The organism is Planktothrix sp. PLAVEN19ND, assembly GCF_057220675.1.
The window spans coordinates 4029983-4047640 of sequence record NZ_CM170132.1 but is presented as its reverse complement, the minus strand read 5'-3'; the positions used below and the strand labels follow the sequence as shown (position 1 = coordinate 4047640).

The 17658-nt window shown below is 42.4% G+C and carries 13 protein-coding genes; 9 read left to right on the top strand and 4 right to left on the bottom strand.

What is annotated here, in order from left to right; genetic code table 11:
• Positions 1 to 11: 11 nt before the first annotated feature.
• From AC2D3N_RS17310 to AC2D3N_RS17275, 8 genes are all read left to right on the top strand, one after another.
• Positions 12 to 2420 (top strand): phosphoketolase family protein, encoded by a 2409-nt coding sequence (locus tag AC2D3N_RS17310; RefSeq protein ID WP_484691615.1) that lies wholly within the window; start codon positions 12 to 14, stop codon positions 2418 to 2420.
• A 259-nt stretch (positions 2421 to 2679) separates the two neighbouring features.
• Complete coding sequence (locus AC2D3N_RS17305; RefSeq protein ID WP_484691614.1) at positions 2680 to 4101, top strand: AAA family ATPase; 1422 nt, start codon at positions 2680 to 2682, stop codon at positions 4099 to 4101.
• 1 nt (position 4102) lies between these two features.
• Positions 4103 to 5119, top strand: coding sequence for a hypothetical protein (locus AC2D3N_RS17300; protein ID WP_484691613.1), 1017 nt, complete (start codon positions 4103 to 4105; stop codon positions 5117 to 5119).
• Between the two features lie 426 nt (positions 5120 to 5545).
• Positions 5546 to 6991, top strand: a complete 1446-nt coding sequence (locus AC2D3N_RS17295) for a family 2B encapsulin nanocompartment shell protein (protein ID WP_079678384.1) — start codon at positions 5546 to 5548, stop codon at positions 6989 to 6991.
• Complete coding sequence (locus AC2D3N_RS17290; protein WP_484691612.1) at positions 6978 to 8774, top strand: SufS family cysteine desulfurase; 1797 nt, start codon at positions 6978 to 6980, stop codon at positions 8772 to 8774. Before AC2D3N_RS17295 ends, AC2D3N_RS17290 begins: the two co-directional genes overlap by 14 nt.
• Positions 8775 to 9150: 376 nt before the next feature.
• Positions 9151 to 9873: a serine O-acetyltransferase gene (cysE, locus tag AC2D3N_RS17285; protein WP_234996661.1), complete on the top strand. Its 723-nt coding sequence runs from the start codon at positions 9151 to 9153 to the stop codon at positions 9871 to 9873.
• A gap of 51 nt (positions 9874 to 9924) precedes the next feature.
• Complete coding sequence (locus tag AC2D3N_RS17280; protein ID WP_079678387.1) at positions 9925 to 10422, top strand: DUF1269 domain-containing protein; 498 nt, start codon at positions 9925 to 9927, stop codon at positions 10420 to 10422.
• Positions 10423 to 10743: 321 nt separating this feature from the next.
• Entirely contained in the window at positions 10744 to 12273 is a 1530-nt protein-coding gene (locus tag AC2D3N_RS17275; RefSeq protein WP_484691611.1) for a carboxypeptidase M32, read from the top strand.
• Positions 12274 to 12434: 161 nt separating this feature from the next.
• On the opposite strand, the gene AC2D3N_RS17270 is transcribed toward AC2D3N_RS17275, so the two are convergent.
• The 4 genes from AC2D3N_RS17270 to AC2D3N_RS17255 form a co-directional block, all read right to left on the bottom strand.
• On the bottom strand, positions 12435 to 13370 hold the full coding sequence (locus AC2D3N_RS17270) for a DUF1517 domain-containing protein (RefSeq protein ID WP_484691610.1): 936 nt from the start codon (positions 13368 to 13370) through the stop codon (positions 12435 to 12437).
• 585 nt (positions 13371 to 13955) lie between these two features.
• Positions 13956 to 15158 carry a DUF4336 domain-containing protein gene (locus tag AC2D3N_RS17265; RefSeq protein ID WP_484691609.1) on the bottom strand — a complete coding sequence of 401 codons (1203 nt, stop codon included), beginning with the start codon at positions 15156 to 15158 and terminating at the stop codon, positions 13956 to 13958.
• A gap of 54 nt (positions 15159 to 15212) precedes the next feature.
• Positions 15213 to 15938 carry an HAD-IA family hydrolase gene (locus tag AC2D3N_RS17260; RefSeq protein WP_484691608.1) on the bottom strand — a complete coding sequence of 242 codons (726 nt, stop codon included), beginning with the start codon at positions 15936 to 15938 and terminating at the stop codon, positions 15213 to 15215.
• A gap of 43 nt (positions 15939 to 15981) precedes the next feature.
• A complete protein-coding gene (locus AC2D3N_RS17255; protein WP_079678391.1) occupies positions 15982 to 17202 on the bottom strand; it encodes an NAD(P)/FAD-dependent oxidoreductase in 1221 nt (406 codons plus the stop codon).
• 180 nt (positions 17203 to 17382) lie between these two features.
• On the opposite strand from AC2D3N_RS17255, the gene psaK reads away from it, so the two are divergent.
• Positions 17383 to 17643, top strand: coding sequence for a photosystem I reaction center subunit PsaK (psaK, locus tag AC2D3N_RS17250; RefSeq protein WP_445260731.1), 261 nt, complete (start codon positions 17383 to 17385; stop codon positions 17641 to 17643).
• The last annotated feature ends 15 nt before the right edge of the window (positions 17644 to 17658 follow it).

Genomic DNA, 17658 nt, shown 5'->3' with positions numbered 1-17658 from the left:
AGTCAGGACTTATGGTATCTGCACCAGATAGACCCATTGAGACGAGTAACTCCTTGAGTGAGGACGAACTGCGTAAGATTGATGCCTACTGGCGAGCTTGTAATTACCTAGCCGTGGGCATGATTTATCTACGGGAAAATCCCTTGTTACAAGAACCGCTAAAACCCTCAGATGTCAAACATCGGTTATTAGGACATTGGGGTTCGAGTCCCGGGTTGAGCTTTATCTACATTCACCTCAACCGACTGATTAAAAAGTATGACCTGGATGTGATTTATCTAGCTGGCCCGGGTCATGGTGCGCCCGGAGTCCTGGCTCCAGTTTACCTAGAAGGAACCTACTCAGAAATTTACCCCAATATCAGCGAAGATGCCGAGGGGCTGCAAAAATTCTTTAAACAGTTTTCGTTTCCCGGCGGTATTGGCAGCCACTGTACCCCGGAAACCCCCGGTTCCATCCATGAAGGGGGCGAGTTAGGCTATAGTTTATCCCACGCCTACGGTTCTGTGTTCGATAACCCCGATTTAATCTCCGTTTGCGTGGTGGGAGACGGAGAAGCGGAAACCGGAGCCTTAGCCACCGCTTGGCATTCTAACAAATTTCTCAACCCGATTCGGGATGGGGCGGTGTTACCCGTTCTGCATTTGAATGGCTACAAAATCGCCAACCCCACGATTTTATCGCGGATTAGCCATGAAGAATTAGAAGCCCTGTTTAAAGGCTATGGCTATAAACCCTATTTTGTCGAAGGGTCAGACCCCGCCTTGATGCACCAAAAAATGGCCGATATCCTGGAAACAGCCATTGCTGAAATTAAAGCCATTCAAGCCGAAGCTCGGTCAACGGGAGTGGCTAAACGTCCCCTGTGGCCGATGATTGTCTTCCGCAGTCCCAAGGGCTGGACAGGCCCGGCATCGGTTGATGGTCATAAAGTAGAAGGGTTCTGGCGGGCGCACCAAGTCCCGATGGCCGATGTTACCACCAACCCGCCCCATCTCCAGGTGTTGGAAGATTGGATGCGGAGTTATAAACCCGAAGAACTGTTTGATGAAAATGGCCGTTTAATTCCTGAACTAAAAGCCTTGGCCCCCCAGGGTACAAAGCGAATGAGTGCCAGTCTCCATGCTAACGGGGGTGTGCTGCGCAAAGACCTGCGGTTGCCTGATTTTCGGAACTATGGTGTGCCTGTGGAATATCCGGGTAAGTCCGGGGTGGAAAATACCAAACCCCTAGGACAATTCCTGCGGGATGTGATGGGGAATAATTTACAAAATTTCCGGGTATTTGGCCCGGACGAAACGGCCTCTAATCGTTTAAATGCGATATATGAGGTTAGCAAAAAAACCTGGTTAGGAGACTTTTTACCAGAGGATTTAGATGGCGGTGAACTGGCAACCGATGGCCGGGTAATGGAAATTCTGAGTGAGCATACCTTAGAAGGCTGGTTAGAAGGGTATTTACTCACCGGACGCCATGGATTTTTCCATACCTATGAAGCCTTTGCCCACGTCATTGATTCCATGTTCAATCAACACGCGAAATGGTTGGATATTTGTAAAAATGAAGTGTCTTGGCGAGCGCCAATTTCTTCTTTGAATCTACTGTTATCTTCAACGGTTTGGCGTCAAGATCATAACGGGTTTAGTCATCAAGACCCGGGATTTTTAGATGTGGTAACAAATAAAAGTGCCAGTGTCACCCGGATTTATTTACCCCCCGATGCTAACTGTTTATTATCCGTTGCCGATCATTGTTTAAAGAGTACCAATTATATCAATGTGATTGTGGCGGATAAACAGAAACATCTACAATTTTTAACCATGGATGAAGCCATTAAACATTGTACCAAAGGGATTGGAATTTGGGAATGGGCCAGCAGTGATGACTGTGGAAAAGATCCTGATATTCCTGATGTAATTATGGCCGGTTGCGGGGATGTGGCAACGATGGAATCTCTCGCAGCTACGGCAATTTTACGCGAAGAAATTCCAGATCTAAAAGTTCGGTTTGTCAACGTTGTCGATTTATTTAAGTTACAACCGGATACGGAACATCCCCACGGTTTATCCGACCGAGATTTTGATAGTTTGTTTACCACAGATAAACCGATTATCTTTAATTTCCATGGCTATCCTTGGTTAATTCATAAGTTAGCCTATCGTCGGAAAAATCACGCGAATATGCACGTTAGAGGGTACAAAGAGAAGGGGAATATTAATACTCCCTTGGAGTTGGCAATTAATAACCAAGTTGACCGTTTTAATTTGGTTATAGACGTAATTGACCGAGTTCCTAAATTGGGTTCGGCGGCGGCTTATGTCCGGGAACGGATGAAAAATGCGATCATCGAAAATGTCAATTATGCCCATGAACATGGCATTGACAAAGATGAAATTGTTAACTGGAAATGGCCGTTTTAAGTTTCTGAGGGTGAATTTAACCCTAGAAATCCTGATTACATCCTAGATTAGATCCCCCTAAATCCCCTTTTTTAAGCGCGGGTTAGGGGGATTGAATATTAAGTGCTAAAAGCTAGATTGTCCGTTCGCTTGACTTTGTATGGTAATCTGCTGTAATGTATCGTTTAACATACGGAATATGAGGATGTTGTATACAATCTAAGTTGTGATAATAATTTTTTAGCCAAATTTTAAATACTTTCATAAACACAAAAAGACTATGTATATACGAAAAATTGAAATTAAAAATTTGTGGGGAAAAGATTTTTCATGGATACTTAATAAAGACGTAAATGTTTTGATTGGCAAAAATGGTTCAGGGAAATCAACAATACTAAAAATGCTTAACGAAGCCGTATTGCCAATTGAAGACAGTAAATTGAATTTTAGGTTATTTGATCCTATAGATGAGATGATCATTGAGTTAGAAAATGATGTTGTCATCAAAATTGATAGTGAAAATAGAAGTATAACAGGGCTGAAGGAAGGTAGTGATTACACATTGAATACAACATGGGTTAGCACTTTTGATGTAATTGAAAAAAGTTTAAATCCAAATATTACATTACTTGATTACCAAATTGATAAGTTAAAACAAGAATTTGTTACTTACCAAAGAGATTTATCAAATCAAGTTGAAGAAGCATTTAAAGAAAATGACGATGAAACAAGACGAAATAAATTAGATAGAATCAAAGATATTTATGAGCCAAAGAAAATATTTATTGATATCCTAACTAAACTATTCAGCGATACCGAAAAAATTTTTGATGAGAAGGAATTTCACTTTCTAAAACCAGGTATGCAGACACCAATTTCACCAGTAAATCTGTCATCTGGCGAGAAACAAATATTGATTATCTTATTAAAGATTTTACTGCAAGACAGAAAAGAATATGTATTATTAATGGATGAACCTGAAATCTCATTGCATATTGATTGGCAAAGGCTTTTGATTGAACATATAAGACAAATAAATCCTAATTGTCAAATTATTACAACAACCCATTCACCAACTATTTATTATCAAGGATGGATTGAAAAAATAACAAGGATTGAAGAAATTCGATCCCCTTTGGGAGCAGCAATAGAAAGTCCTAGGATTACAGAAAAAACTACACAATCAGAAGGGTGTGTAGAAAATATAAAAAATGATTTTAAATGTTTTTCAGGAAGTGGATTAGCTAAGCTTTATCAATTTAATCGCAAAATCAATACATATACTTCTTTTACAAAAGATGAATGTATTGAACTGTTAGGTTTTTTGAGAGACAATCAGATTTATCCTGATGTAATAACATTTACTACTCTGATCTCAAAAGTTAATAGTTATTCAGATGCAAAAGATATTTTCGACTTAATGGAACAACAAATTTACAGTCTATTATCTCATGTAAAGCCTAATGATATAACTCTTAACACTTTAATGAAAAAAGTTAGTACAGTTGAAGAAGGTATTAAGCTTATTCAAAATGTAAGTAACAACGAAACACTGCAATTATATCCTGATATTATAACTTTCAGCACCTTGCTTGGGAAAGCCAAAAATAAGGATGAAATTACATTACTTGAAGAAACCCGAAACTATTATGGAATAAAAACTAATGATATATACTTAAATAAATTAAATTTTAAGAGGTAAGATGATAAGAGATCAAGATTATCAAGAACTTGCTGAAAGAATGAAAGCAGATGCTTTTCATAAAGGATGTGATCTTTCTATATTGGTTGAAGATATTTATGATGAAAGATTTTGGGAGTGTATTATTGAAAATGTCAAACCGAATTTAAAAGATAAAATTGATTTCCCGAATCCCACGCCAAAAGGGACACGAGGAAAAGATATTTTGAAAAAGTTTAAAAATTTTGTTGATAAAAAATTTATTATTTGTATTGATAGTGATTGTGAATATTTGTACGAAAATAATGCTTGGTATATTGCTGACTATATTTACCATACTTTTGTTCATAGCAAAGAAAATTTCCAGTGTAATCATATATCATTAAATGAAATATGCAAAGATTTAAGAATAAAAAGCTATGATTTTAAGAGTTTATTTGAAAATATTTCTCTAAACATTTCTCTTATATTTTACTTTTGGTTATACTTCAAAGAAATTAAATGCAATAAATTTGATCATCTGATAAATAATACAGAATTTGAAAAAATCTTGAGTTTTGAAGGTACTCAATTTGATCATATTGGAGATGAAAGTATTTTATATCAAAGTATTGCAGATAGAGTGGATAGTAAATTACAAACTATTAAAAGTCAAATGGGTGAAATTTGGTATAACTCAACCGTTGAGAATGATATTCCTGAAATAAAAAAACGATTAACCGAACAATATTTGATAGATGAAAAAGAAATTTTAGAATTTTGCTATGGACATGGTGTATTAGAAAAATTTGTTGAACCCTTTATGGTCAAACTGATTGAAATATTAAAAGATTTAAAAATAGATGAGGTAAAACAGACTCTAAGCCACGCATCAAAAGAGGTTATTGAAGACACAATCAAACGAATTGAAAATAATTATGCAAAACAAAATATTCCAACCAAATTGAATGACAGTTTTAAGTGTCTGGTTGTTGATAGTAATTTTGACAATAAACAGATGCAAAAAATTAAGGAAAAATTAGCTAATGAACTGAATTAGTTGGTTCTCGTTTCATGAGAGTTATTTAGATATTTGTTCCCGATTATAGTAAGAATATTGACCGATTACAAACTATCATAATCCGATGGGAATGAAGTAAAAAGTTGGGAAGGATACACTAGATTTATTTAATCAGGGTAAAACCCGTATAATTAGTCAGTTTTTACTGCCAAAAAGCCTATTTAGCAAGGCTTTGCATTCCTCGATACAATCGTAATTTTTTTTAATATTATATTTCAAATAAAAGCTATGAATGGTTTGATTTTTATTAATAGATAATTATGATGATTAATTTAGATTATTTGCTATAAGCTGTTAGTTGTCAGAAAAAACAATAAAGAGTTTCCGAACAAAAACACACCTGTAAACATCAAGTTTTAGGCAGATTTTTGGAAACTTTTGTTACTCAAAAAACAGTCACTTATTATGGTAACAATCAAAACGAACGAAACCCGTCAGGGGCGAAGCATCGATACAAAAGCCGCCCGCAATCTAGCAATTACCACCAATACCGTGCCTCAAATGGCCGGAATTACTCCTCGGTGGCTATTACATTTTCTGCCTTGGGTGCAAGTGCAATCGGGAACCTACCGGGTGAATCGCACCAAAGTTGTGCTTAAACCCACCCCCAAAGTTCGCGTCATTAATAATAACGGACATTCGAGTATTTCCCCTGAAGAATTGCGAACCATTCCAATGTTATCCGTCCTCGATCCTTCAGACGCAGCGACGATCGCTAACCGTTTTCAAAGCGAAGCCTTTGATATCGATCAAACCATTATCCAACAGGGTCAACCTGGGGAAAAATTCTATATCGTTGTTCAGGGGAAATTAGAAGTTTCCACCTCCGGTGATGAAGGTGAAAACCTGCGAATTGCGGTTCTGAGTGCCGGAGACTACTTTGGAGCAGTGGGTTTAGCCCCGGAAGTGATCAGTAATTCCACGATCCGCACGATCACTCCTTGCCGTTTACTGGCCCTTTCCAAACCCGCCCTAGACGAAATTCTCAGTCAGTCCCCAGAAATTCGGCCAACGCTGCAAAAAGCCCTAGAAGAACAAACTCGGTTAAAATCCGTGGTTAATCTCTATGGCGAAGAAAAAATTCCGGTAGCCTCCGATTATCAAGGAGAAATCGAATTACCCGCTTCCTATATTGACTATGAAATCGAGCCGCGAGAATACGATCTGAGCCTTCTCCAGAATATCCTGCGGGTTCATACCCATGTCACCGACATTTATAATGAACCCATCGACCAACTGCGGGAACAAATTCGCCTCACTGTCGAGAATTTAAAAGAGCGTCAAGAATGGGAAATCATCAATAACCCCAACTTTGGCCTACTCAACTCCATTTCCCCCCTAATGCGGATTCAACCTCGCTATGATGTTCCGACTCCCGATGACCTGGATGAATTGTTAGCACGGGTTTGGAAAAAACCCTCCTTCTTCCTGGCCCATCCCCGGGCGATCGCAGCCTTTGGGCGGGAATGCACTCGTCGGGGTGTACCACCGGTGAGTATTAATTTATTCGGATCGCCCTTCCTGACCTGGCGAGGTGTGCCCTTAGTTCCCTGCGACAAATTAGAAGTTAAAAGCTATAACGGCAACCAACAAGGCCCCGGGAAAACCAGTATTCTGTTAGTACGAGTCGGTGAAAAAGAACAAGGCGTAGTCGGTTTGCATAAAATCGGCATTCCGGGTGAACAACTCCCTAGCCTGTCCGTGCGGTTTATGGGGATTGACTCCCAATCCTTAGCCTCTTACCTCCTGACCTTATATTTCTCCTGCGCGGTCTTAACCGACGATGCGGTGGCCGTTCTGGAAAACGTCGAAGTGGGATACTATCATGAGTACGAATATGCCAGGGTCTAAGGGCGAAAACCTCGATTATTTGCCCGAACCCACCGAGGGGAATCCGCCGTTTGACCTCCTCAGTGTGGCGACGTTGGCAAATCAGTTTTATACCGCCCTACCCATTGAAAACAGTATTGCCCCTGTAACTCCGTCTCAGTCGGCAATTCTCACCCATCCCCCTTTGCCACAACCGGAAAGCCGGGGGGCGGATGCCAGTGGTGTGCTGTTCCTGGGAAGTGCTGCTCCGAGCCAAGTTGTGAGTGAAGAAGCCTTAACCCAGATAGCAAAACAGTTTGCAGCGGCTCTATTGCCTACGGAACTCGCAGCCAGTCTCAAACAAGCCTTTGCCCCACCGGAATCCGTCGGAACTGAGATTCCATCCTTGTCGGCGATCGCACAACCCGATCCTAGTATTCCTACTCCTCCCAAGCCACAAGCCCTCGCACCGTTCAGCGATTTGGATTTAAAACAGGTATTTACGGAGATTAAATCTCGGAATAGTCTGCCTCCTGCCCAGGAACCATCTCAGCCATCCTTCTACTTTCTATCGACTCCAACGGTAGATAACCTAGGCTTAGAATCAGGGGAAATCTTTGACGTGCAGGCAATTCGCCAAGACTTTCCCATCTTGCACCAGAACGTCAACGGTAAACCCCTGATCTGGATGGACAACGCGGCTACCACTCAAAAGCCCCAAAGCGTTATTGATAGTTTATCGCGGTTCTATCAGCGAGACAACTCCAATATTCACCGCGCCGCCCATACCCTAGCAGCCCGGGCAACGGATGCCTATGAAGCCGCCCGAGAGAAGGTACAACGGTTTTTAGGAGCGAGTTCTGCCTCGGAGATTATCTTTGCTAGAGGAACAACCGAAGCGATCAATTTAGTAGCTCAAACCTATGGTCGCAAATACATTGGCAAAGGAGATGAAATTCTGCTTTCCACCCTAGAACATCACGCTAATATTGTCCCCTGGCAGATGTTAGCCCAGGAAACCGGAGCCGTGATCAAAGTAATTCCGGTCAGTGATAGTGGTGAAATTCTGTTAGAAGAATACGCTCAACTTCTCACTCCTCGGACTCGCTTAGTGGGAATTACCCAGGTATCTAACGCCTTGGGAACCATTCTACCCGTGCGGGAAATGACGGAAGTGGCTCACCGCCATGGGGTTCGGGTGTTGGTAGATGGCGCTCAGGCCGTGTCCCATACCCCGGTGAACGTTCAAGACTTGAATTGTGACTTTTATACCCTTTCCGGTCATAAACTGTTTGCACCGACGGGTATTGGGGCGATCTATATCAAACGGGAAATCCTCGAAGATCTTCCTCCTTGGCAGGGCGGTGGCAGTATGATTCGCAGTGTCAGCTTTGAGAAAACGGTCTACAGCGACCCTCCGGCTAAATTTGAAGCGGGAACTCCCAATATTGCGGATGCGGTGGGACTCGGGGCGGCAATTGATTATATTAGCCGTCTGGGAATGCACAATATCGAACGGTATGAACACCAACTCACCTGTTATGCCACAAAACGCCTAGGGGAAATTCCGGGTTTGCGTCAAATCGGTACGGCCCCCCATAAAGTCAGTGTACTATCGTTTATCCTCGATGATATTCCCGTGGAACAGGTGGGGCAACGCCTCGCCCAAGAAGGAATTGCGGTGCGGGCAGGTCACCATTGCGCCCAACCCACCATGCAACGCTATGGTTTAACGGGTACAGTTCGACCGTCCCTCGCCTTCTATAACACTTTTGCAGAAATTGACACTCTGATAGATGTCTTACGCACCATCCGTTTTCGTTGACATTAATTAATATAGAGACGTGCCAACAGCAAGTGATCGGCATCGCTGCGCCCTTGACACGTCTAACCACTGATAACTGATTACTGGTACGGGCGGGTTCTTTTAGATATGAGTTAATCATCTAAATCTCGATGAACCCGCCCCTACAAATGTTACGGGCGGGTTCTTTTAGATATGAGTTAATCATCTAAATCTTGATGAACCCGCCCCTACAACTGATTACTGATTAAACGCCATGTCTAACCGTAGTTTGTCGAACCATCATCAGGCCCCGGCTGAAGTTGCTCAAAGCAATCAGAATAGCCCAAATTTTGATAATTCCTCTTTACCGGAAAACCGTTTTCACCCCGAAAGCACTAATTTTTTCCGAGTATTAATGACGGATTTACAAACAATTTACCAACGAGATCCCGCCGCTCGCAATTGGCTAGAGGTACTGTTTTGTTATCCTGGATTACAAGCGATTTGGTGGCATCGAATTGCTCACCGATTACATCGCTGGGGAGTTCCATTTTTGCCCCGTTTTCTGTCTCAACTTAGCCGTTGGTTTACGGGTATTGAAATTCATCCCGGGGCTAAGATGGGAAAAGGAGTTTTTATTGATCACGGTATGGGAGTTGTGATCGGCGAAACCGCTATTGTCGGAGATTATGCCCTGATTTATCAGGGGGTAACTTTGGGTGGCACGGGGAAGGAAAAAGGCAAACGACATCCGACTTTAGGTGATCATGTCATGGTGGGGGCAGGTGCTAAATTATTAGGCAATCTCTATATCGGTGATCATGTTCGCATTGGTGCGGGCTCGGTGGTGTTGCGGGATGTTCCCAGTCATTGTACCGTTGTAGGTATTCCCGGGCGGATTACCCGCAATGCTAAGGAAACTGAGGATTTACAATTATCCGACCGTTTACCCGATCCTGAAGCTATGGTGATTCGGAATTTGTTTGAACGAATTAAAATCTTAGAACAGGAATTGTCAAGTTTAAAGGCTTTAAGCCCGATTGCTGAAATTGATAATAGTCAAGAAGAAGATGAAGCGATCGCTAGTTTTGATATTAACGAAGTCATTGAGGAATTTCTGAATGGGGCGGGGATTTAGTTAATAATTTTGTGGTAGGATTCTAAGGACAAATTTTATGATTGATCTACCATGAGTGATTTAATTGCGATCGCCTACGACGACGAATACAAAGCCGAAGAAGTCCGTATGACTTTGATTAAATTACAAAAAGAACATTTAATCGAATTAGAAGACGCGGCGGTGATCGTCAAAAATGCTGAAGGAAAAATTAAACTCAACCAAGCCATTGATTTAACCACTGCGGGTGCAGTCAGTGGCGGGTTTTGGGGTTTATTAATTGGAACCTTATTCCTTAGCCCCTTGTTAGGTGCCGCCGTGGGAGCCGCTGCTGGAGCCGCCAGTGGCGCCTTAAGTGATATTGGGGTCGATGATAAATTCATGAAATCCCTTGGGGAAACCTTACAACCGAGAACCTCTGCCCTCTTTGTATTAGTGCGGAAAGTCACCCCCGATAAAGTCTTAGAAGAAATTGCCCCCTATGGTGGAACGGTGTTAAGAACTTCTTTAACTAAAGATGAAGAAGCTCAATTACAAGAAGTTCTGAGTACCCGAGGAGTAACGGTTTAACTGAAGATGGGGAATTACGAATTACGAATTACGAATTACGAATTACGAATAGGTAATGGGTAATGGGTAATGGGTAATTACGAATGGGTTTTGGGTGATATTCAGCGAGCGAGGACGCTCGCACTGCTTGGTGCTCCCCCTACCCCCCCTACCTCCCCTGCCCCCCCTGCTCCCCCTGCTCCCCCTACTCCCCCTGCTCCCCCTGCTCCCCCTACTCCCCCTGCTCCCCCTGCTCCCCCTACCTCCCCTGCTCCCCCTGCTCCCCCTACCTCCCCTGCTCCCCCTGCCCCCCTACCTCCCCTGCTCCCCCTGCGTTTCCTCATGTCCGTTTCTTCCTGTCCCAACCCCAAATTCACAGAACTGCTTAATCGCCTCACGGAAATTAACGATATTAAATCGGCAATTTCCCTATTGCATTGGGATCAAGCCACCTATATGCCACCTGGTGGTGCTCAGGCCAGGGGGCGACAAATGGCGACCTTACGCCGCCTCGCCCATGAAAAATTCATTGATCCCGTTTTGGGAGAACTTTTAGAGGATTTACGGACTGAGGAGGCTAACCGTCCCTATTCCTCCCTCGAAGCCAGTTTAATCCGGGTCACCCGTCGAGATTATCGGCGGGCGGTGCAGGTTCCTTCAAAACTGATGGCACAGATATCCCAGCATCAATCCGCCTGCTATGATGCCTGGGCTAAAGCAAGGGAAGCCCAAAGTTTTGCTATTGTTCAGCCTTATTTAAAAACCACTTTAGAATTGAGTCAGGAATATGCCAGGTGTTTCCCCTGGTATGAACACATTGCCGATCCTTTAATTGATCAACAGGATCAGGGGATGACGGTGGCGAAGGTGCGATCGCTATTTGAACCTCTGCGTGAGCAATTAGTGATGATCGTGGAAACTCTCGGCAATTGTGTTCCGTTAAATAACTCTTGTTTACATCAAGATTTCTCTCCTAAAGAACAAATCAAGTTTAGTCTTGGGGTAATTCAGGCTTTGGGTTATGACTTAAATCGAGGACGCCAAGACAAAACCCTGCATCCGTTTATGACGAAATTCTCAATTAATGACGTGAGGATTACCACCCGTGTTTATGAACACCATCTGGGACAGGCCCTATTTAGTACCATTCATGAAGCGGGTCATGCCCTCTATGAACAAGGAATTGCACCGGAGTTAGAAGGAACTCCTTTAGCGGGGGGGGCTTCCTCGGGTTTGCATGAAAGTCAAGCTCGTTTATGGGAAAATGTCATCGGTCGCAGTCGAGGGTTTTGGGAATGGTGTTATCCTCGATTACAGGGGGTGTTTATGCGGCAGTTAGGACAGGTAACAACAAATCAATTTTATCAAGCCATTAATCAGGTAACTCCCTCTTTAATTCGTACCGATGCAGATGAAGTTACTTACAATTTACATATTATGATTCGCTTTGATTTAGAGTTAGCGATGTTGGAGGGAAAATTAGCCATTTCCGATTTACCAGAAGCTTGGAATGAACGGTATAGAAATGATTTAGGTGTTATTCCGAAAACAGATTTGGAAGGGGTTTTACAGGATGTGCACTGGTATATTGGATTAATTGGTGGAATGTTCCAGAGTTATACGTTAGGGAATTTAATGGCGGCTCAAATTTATAATACTGCTATACATCTCGATCCTGAAATTCCCTTTGAAATTGAACGGGGCAGTGTGAAGCGGCTGTTAGAATGGTTGCAACAAAATATTCATCAACATGGCCGAAAATTCACAACCCAGGAATTAATTGAACAGGTCACGGGTTCCCCTTTGAAAATCGATCCGTTTCTTCATTATCTACATAATAAATATGAATATCTCTACAATTGTAAATTCTAATATGAAATCCTTAAATTAGTGCTAGAGATGGCAAGGGAACAGGGAACAGGGAACAGAAATAATACTTCTAGCTCTTTCATATCAGTATTAAAATGTTACAACCTATTTAGGATTGCTATATTATTTAAGACTTAAAAAGGTGGCTTACGCCACCCGAAAGCTTAAACCAAGGTTAAATCAGGATAATAAGCCAACATATCGTCGGTGCTGAGGGTATCCCCACTAGCTTGAGGTGTCCAGAGAATTTCTACAGCCAATAATTGTTCACTACCAACGGAACCTAAACGACTTAATGCTTGACGTAATGTTTCAGGACTATTTACTTTAGGAAGTTGAATTTTTCCCAAAGTTCCTACCACCAATGTCACCACAATATATTCGTTGTCCGTGGTGGTTAAATCTCCCGTTTGACTGACTAAGGTTCCCTGATTTCCCGGCAAAGAAGGGGCTACCCCACCAATTAACTGATTATTAACATTAGACAGGGTTTCTTCAGCAAATTTACTCCGTTCGGCTAAAGCCCATTGATTGAATTTAGCTTCAGCCGAATTCATGCCCGTTTGTTCCGACTCCGCAGACCCATAGGCCCAATATTCAGGATGGCGTAACAGGGCTAAGGTGGCTTCCTGCAAAACTTGGGCGCGACCGGCGGCGGAACCCGTATCGGCGGTTTGGGCCATGCGGTCTAAATCCCCTTGTAAATTTCGAGCTTGGGCCAGTAACCCCACTTGCAAACGGGCCACAGAAACCGTCGGGTTACTGCCATATCCCGGTTCATCCTGTCCTTGTCCGATGGCCGACCGGATACTATTGAAGATGAACCCGGCGAGCGCCATAAAAATTAGGAGGGAAAATAACCCACCCCCACCAAAGCCAAAGAAGGGGATGAGGAAAGGAAATCCAAAACCGCCTCCGCCGTAGTAACCCCCTCCAGAACGGCCAGGACTGGGATTATAACTGCGACTGGGAGAGGATCTAAAGGAGCCTCCCCCGATGCGTCCCCCGCTTCTAGCGGCTAATACACCATCGACTTGACTAAAAAATAAAACAGCAACTAAGCTAAAGATAGCTAAGGGTTTTAAAAGTTTTTTGAACATAAATCACATCTCATTTTTTTAGGACATCGAAACTGGAAAATTCTCTTGAGGAAGACAACAGAGGCTCTGTACTTCCTTGATTGTGGGAGTTTTTCTGCAACTTTACCTATACTGTAACGTTTTTTTAATTTTGCTTCAGCCAGATTCGGGTTCGGGATTTACCCTCAAGGGTAGGGAATTTTCTCCTGGTCTTTCTTGCCAGTTTCCATTACCTTTTGCCGTCCTTGAGGTTATCGAGTCCGACGCCCGCCAGAATATTTATCCCAGGGGGTAGAAAAATTTTGCGATCGCTGTTATAATCAAAAATAACTGATAACTGATAACTGATCTAGCCACAGCCACTATTCTTTAGTGACTGTGGCTTTCTTTTTTGGTTGGGATCAACCTTCAAACTCATTGGCAGTCGGGGAATGGGGAATGGGGAATTACGAATTACGAATGGGTAATGGGTAATACTTCGACTTCGCTCAGTAACAGGGTAATGGGTAATGGGGATGCCCAGTGTTCCCAATTATGATCACAAAATATTAAGTCATCCAAACCCCCAAACCCTGGAGATGGCCGAAGTTCTTGGGGTTTTTCTCCTTAAACTTTAGGTTTAGAGGGTGGTGTAATCTTAAATTTATTTAAAAGATGATTAATTTCTAACAGTAACTCAAACTCTGATTCGGGCAATAAATCATAATGACTATTTTTTTCTAAAAAACTAAATGCCTGGCGAAATTGCTCCGGTGTTGCCATAATCGGGGAATCAAAATGACAAGGAATAATCCGGTTAAACTCCCATTTAGAAACTTGATTTGCCCAATTTAAGGTTTCTTCTGGGGCGCGATTTAAAATTAAAGTTTGTAAAATGGGAGCCACAAATAACTGCCCATTTCTGCTTAATGCTTCAAAGGTTTCTTGCCAATTGGGTTTCCATTTAAACGGATAAATTCCAAAATAGGCTTTTTTAGAACGGTCGGGTGCTTGCCACGATTCCCGCACCGCATCCCCCAACTCTATCGTATCTAAAACACTCGGACGAAAATAAAAGGAAAATAACGAGATTCTCTGCCATCCTCGGCGACGGGTAATTTCTGTATCTTCTACTTTATGAAAAGTATCATCTTTGGCGTGGAATAGTAGGGGATAGGGATCGAGTTGTACAATGGCCGGAGGGGTGTTAGGAATGGAAACAATGGTATCGGTTACTAATAGGGTATGCGATCGCTTATGTAAAAAAACTACCTCGGCAAACCGTCCAATTCCTAACGCTAAGGGCCCTAAAATTTTATAGTCAAATTCATCGGCAAAGGGTGTATTGCGACTATCCTGGGGCAGAATATGGGTGCGTTTTGCAGGTAAACCTAACCAACTTAGGGGTAAATTAATCGGAAAACTCCACTGTCCGGGGGCAACAAAAACTTGGGCGTTGGGAAATTTTCGGGCAAAGGGGCCAACAAATACCTTATGTTCAACTCCTGAAATCGTAGGTAGAATAATATATTTTACATCGCCATATTCTACGATTAATTCTCTGATTAAATTCAGACATTCGGAGGTGGGAGCCACGGGAGCATAAACCAACAAACCCCCCTGTTCTAGTCTTACCACGGTCATCCGAATGGGCACCACCACATACAGAATCCCCTGCACCTGCTCAAATGTCCAAAGGGTATGGGGAATGACTTCCCGGCGGAGGGTGCGTCGCTGACCGTAGGGATAAATGGGGACAACGGGCCACAGGGGCCATGAACAGTCCGGCAATGAACGGGGTTCTTCTGGGGGTTTCCGAAGGTGCTCCACTGTTTTTGTAACTCCTGTGTCCTGTAGACAGACGCGCCGTGGCTCGTCTCTACTTTAGAATATCGGAATTTGTTCTAAACTTTCAAATTCATCTAAAATCCCTTTTGGGGATTCGTCTCGATGGACTAAAATGCCTCGTATTCCTAGGGCTTTTGCACCTTGATAATCGGCTTTAAAACTATCACCAATATGCCAAGTCTCTTGGGGTAAACATTGATGTTTGGTTAAGGCAATTTGGAAGATTTCCGAACTGGGTTTGGCGGCTCCTACTTCTGTGGAAATGGTCACGGTTTGAAAAAATTCAGCTAAATTTAAAGCATCTAAAACTGGATATAATCGGGAATCAAAATTAGATAATACTCCTAATTCTATCCCTTGCTCTTGCCAATCTTTTAATTTAGGGAGAACATCGGGATAAACAAACCAAGGTTTTTCGGTTTCAAAATAATGATATAGAGCTTGAAAGAAGGCAGAAAAATCTGTAAAGTTATTATAGAGTCCAACGGTTTTAAAGGTTTGTTCAGCGATCGCTTTCCACCATTCAAATTCTAAGGGGGGAATTTCACTGGGATCAACCCCCGGAAATGCCATACTCGGAGCCGCTAAAAAACAGTTAAAAAACACTTTATCCAAAATTTCAGCTTCAGCATTGACCCCAAATTGTTTTGCTATGATACGGTAGGCTTCCCCCACACTCTGACGCACACCAAATAACGTCCCAACGGCATCTAAAAAAATGACACGGGGTTTTTCAATTGTAGAATTTTGCGGGTTAGTCATAATTAGTGAGTCAAAAGTCAGGTTAACAGTGGAGACTTGATACTTATTCTCTATCTTCCATTTTTTGATCAATTGAAATTAATAAATCCTGCAAGGGTCGGGTTATCCAATTAAACGCCACCCGAATTTGATGGTCAAAGGTGGGGAAGCGATATAAATAGATTAAACGACGGGTTAAATGGGCAAATTGACCGTCTAATTTGATCCCTAAACCTGTTAAGGTGGCGTTATCAGTTCCTAATGTCATTATTTCCCCTAAATTAATATATCGGAAGGGTAATAAGGGTCTTCCTGTTAATAACGCCCAAAGATTCCATCCGGTATAATCGGCTTGTTGAAAAGCGGCTTGGGCTGTGGTCGGAACTTTTTGACCATCAGCGTCTTGAGATTCTGCTAAATCTCCTAATGCAAAAATTTCAGGATGATCAATTACTTGTAAGGTTGATGTGGTGACAATTTGACCCCGTTGATTGTGTTTTAAAGGCAGTGATCGCACCACCGGAGACACCTGGGTTCCCACCGTCCATAATACTAAATCCACTGGAATTTCATCAATTTCACCTCGATATTCTAGGGAAATTTTATTTCCTGCAACCGTCGCCACAGTGGTTTCTAAATCGATCCAAACCTGGCGATTTAATAAGGCATTTCTAGCCGATTCTTGATTAAATTCAGGAGAGGTTTTTAAGATTTCTTCCGCTTGTTCAATAATTCTAATCCGTCCTTTTGTTCCCAGGCGATCAGCTAATTTACAGGCGAGTTCCACCCCACTATAACCGCCACCTACAATGGCTATTCTAATTTTATCTTGATCTAAGGTTTCTAATCGTCGCAACTGTTCTTCTAAACGATAAGCATCGGCAATAGTTCGGAAGGGAATGGCATATTCTTTCGCCCCAGGAACTAAATCTAAAGGTGTTTCTCCTCCCATTGCCAAAACCAAATAATCATAGGAAATAACGGTATTATCTTCTAGTTTAACCTGTTTACTATCGATCTCAATTTCACTAACCACTCCTTGACAAAATTGCACCTTAGTATCTTTTAATAGGTCTTCAAATGCGGGAGCAATTTCCCAGGTTTGCAGTTCATTGGTCAGCAATTCATACAGCAGAGGTAAAAACAAAAAATGGTCATTTTGATCCACCAGAACAATTTCCGGTTGTTCCGATTTTTGCCAAGGAAGTTGACTCAAACGTAAGGCGGTGTACAGTCCACCAAAGCCTCCACCAAGGATACAGATGCGGGTTTGCGGTTCAGTCATATTAAAATTGGGGGTTTGGTGAGTTGGGCTGTTTCTTTCAACTAGGATAGCAATTTTAGTCGAAAAATGTTAAGTATTGCTACAAGGGCGAAAATCAATTGCCTTTGTTTGGTACAACATCTTAGCTATAACGATTAATTTTCCTTGAGTACAGTTTAAAAAATTTTAGGAGATCATTCCATGATGTTGTTAGCCGCCACCGTCGCTACCCCCGTTACTCACGCCTGGAGTCCTACCATCGCTATTGTGATGATTGTGTGTAATATTGTGGCGATCGCCATTGGTAAATTCTCCATCCAACAGCCTAATGCTGGCCCTCAATTACCCTCACCCAATCTGTTTGGTGGTTTTGGCTTACCTGCGGTTTTAGCAACCACAAGTTTTGGTCATGTTTTAGGGGCGGGTGTGATTTTAGGATTATCCAGTTTAGGAGTTATTTAACTCATTTTAGATGTA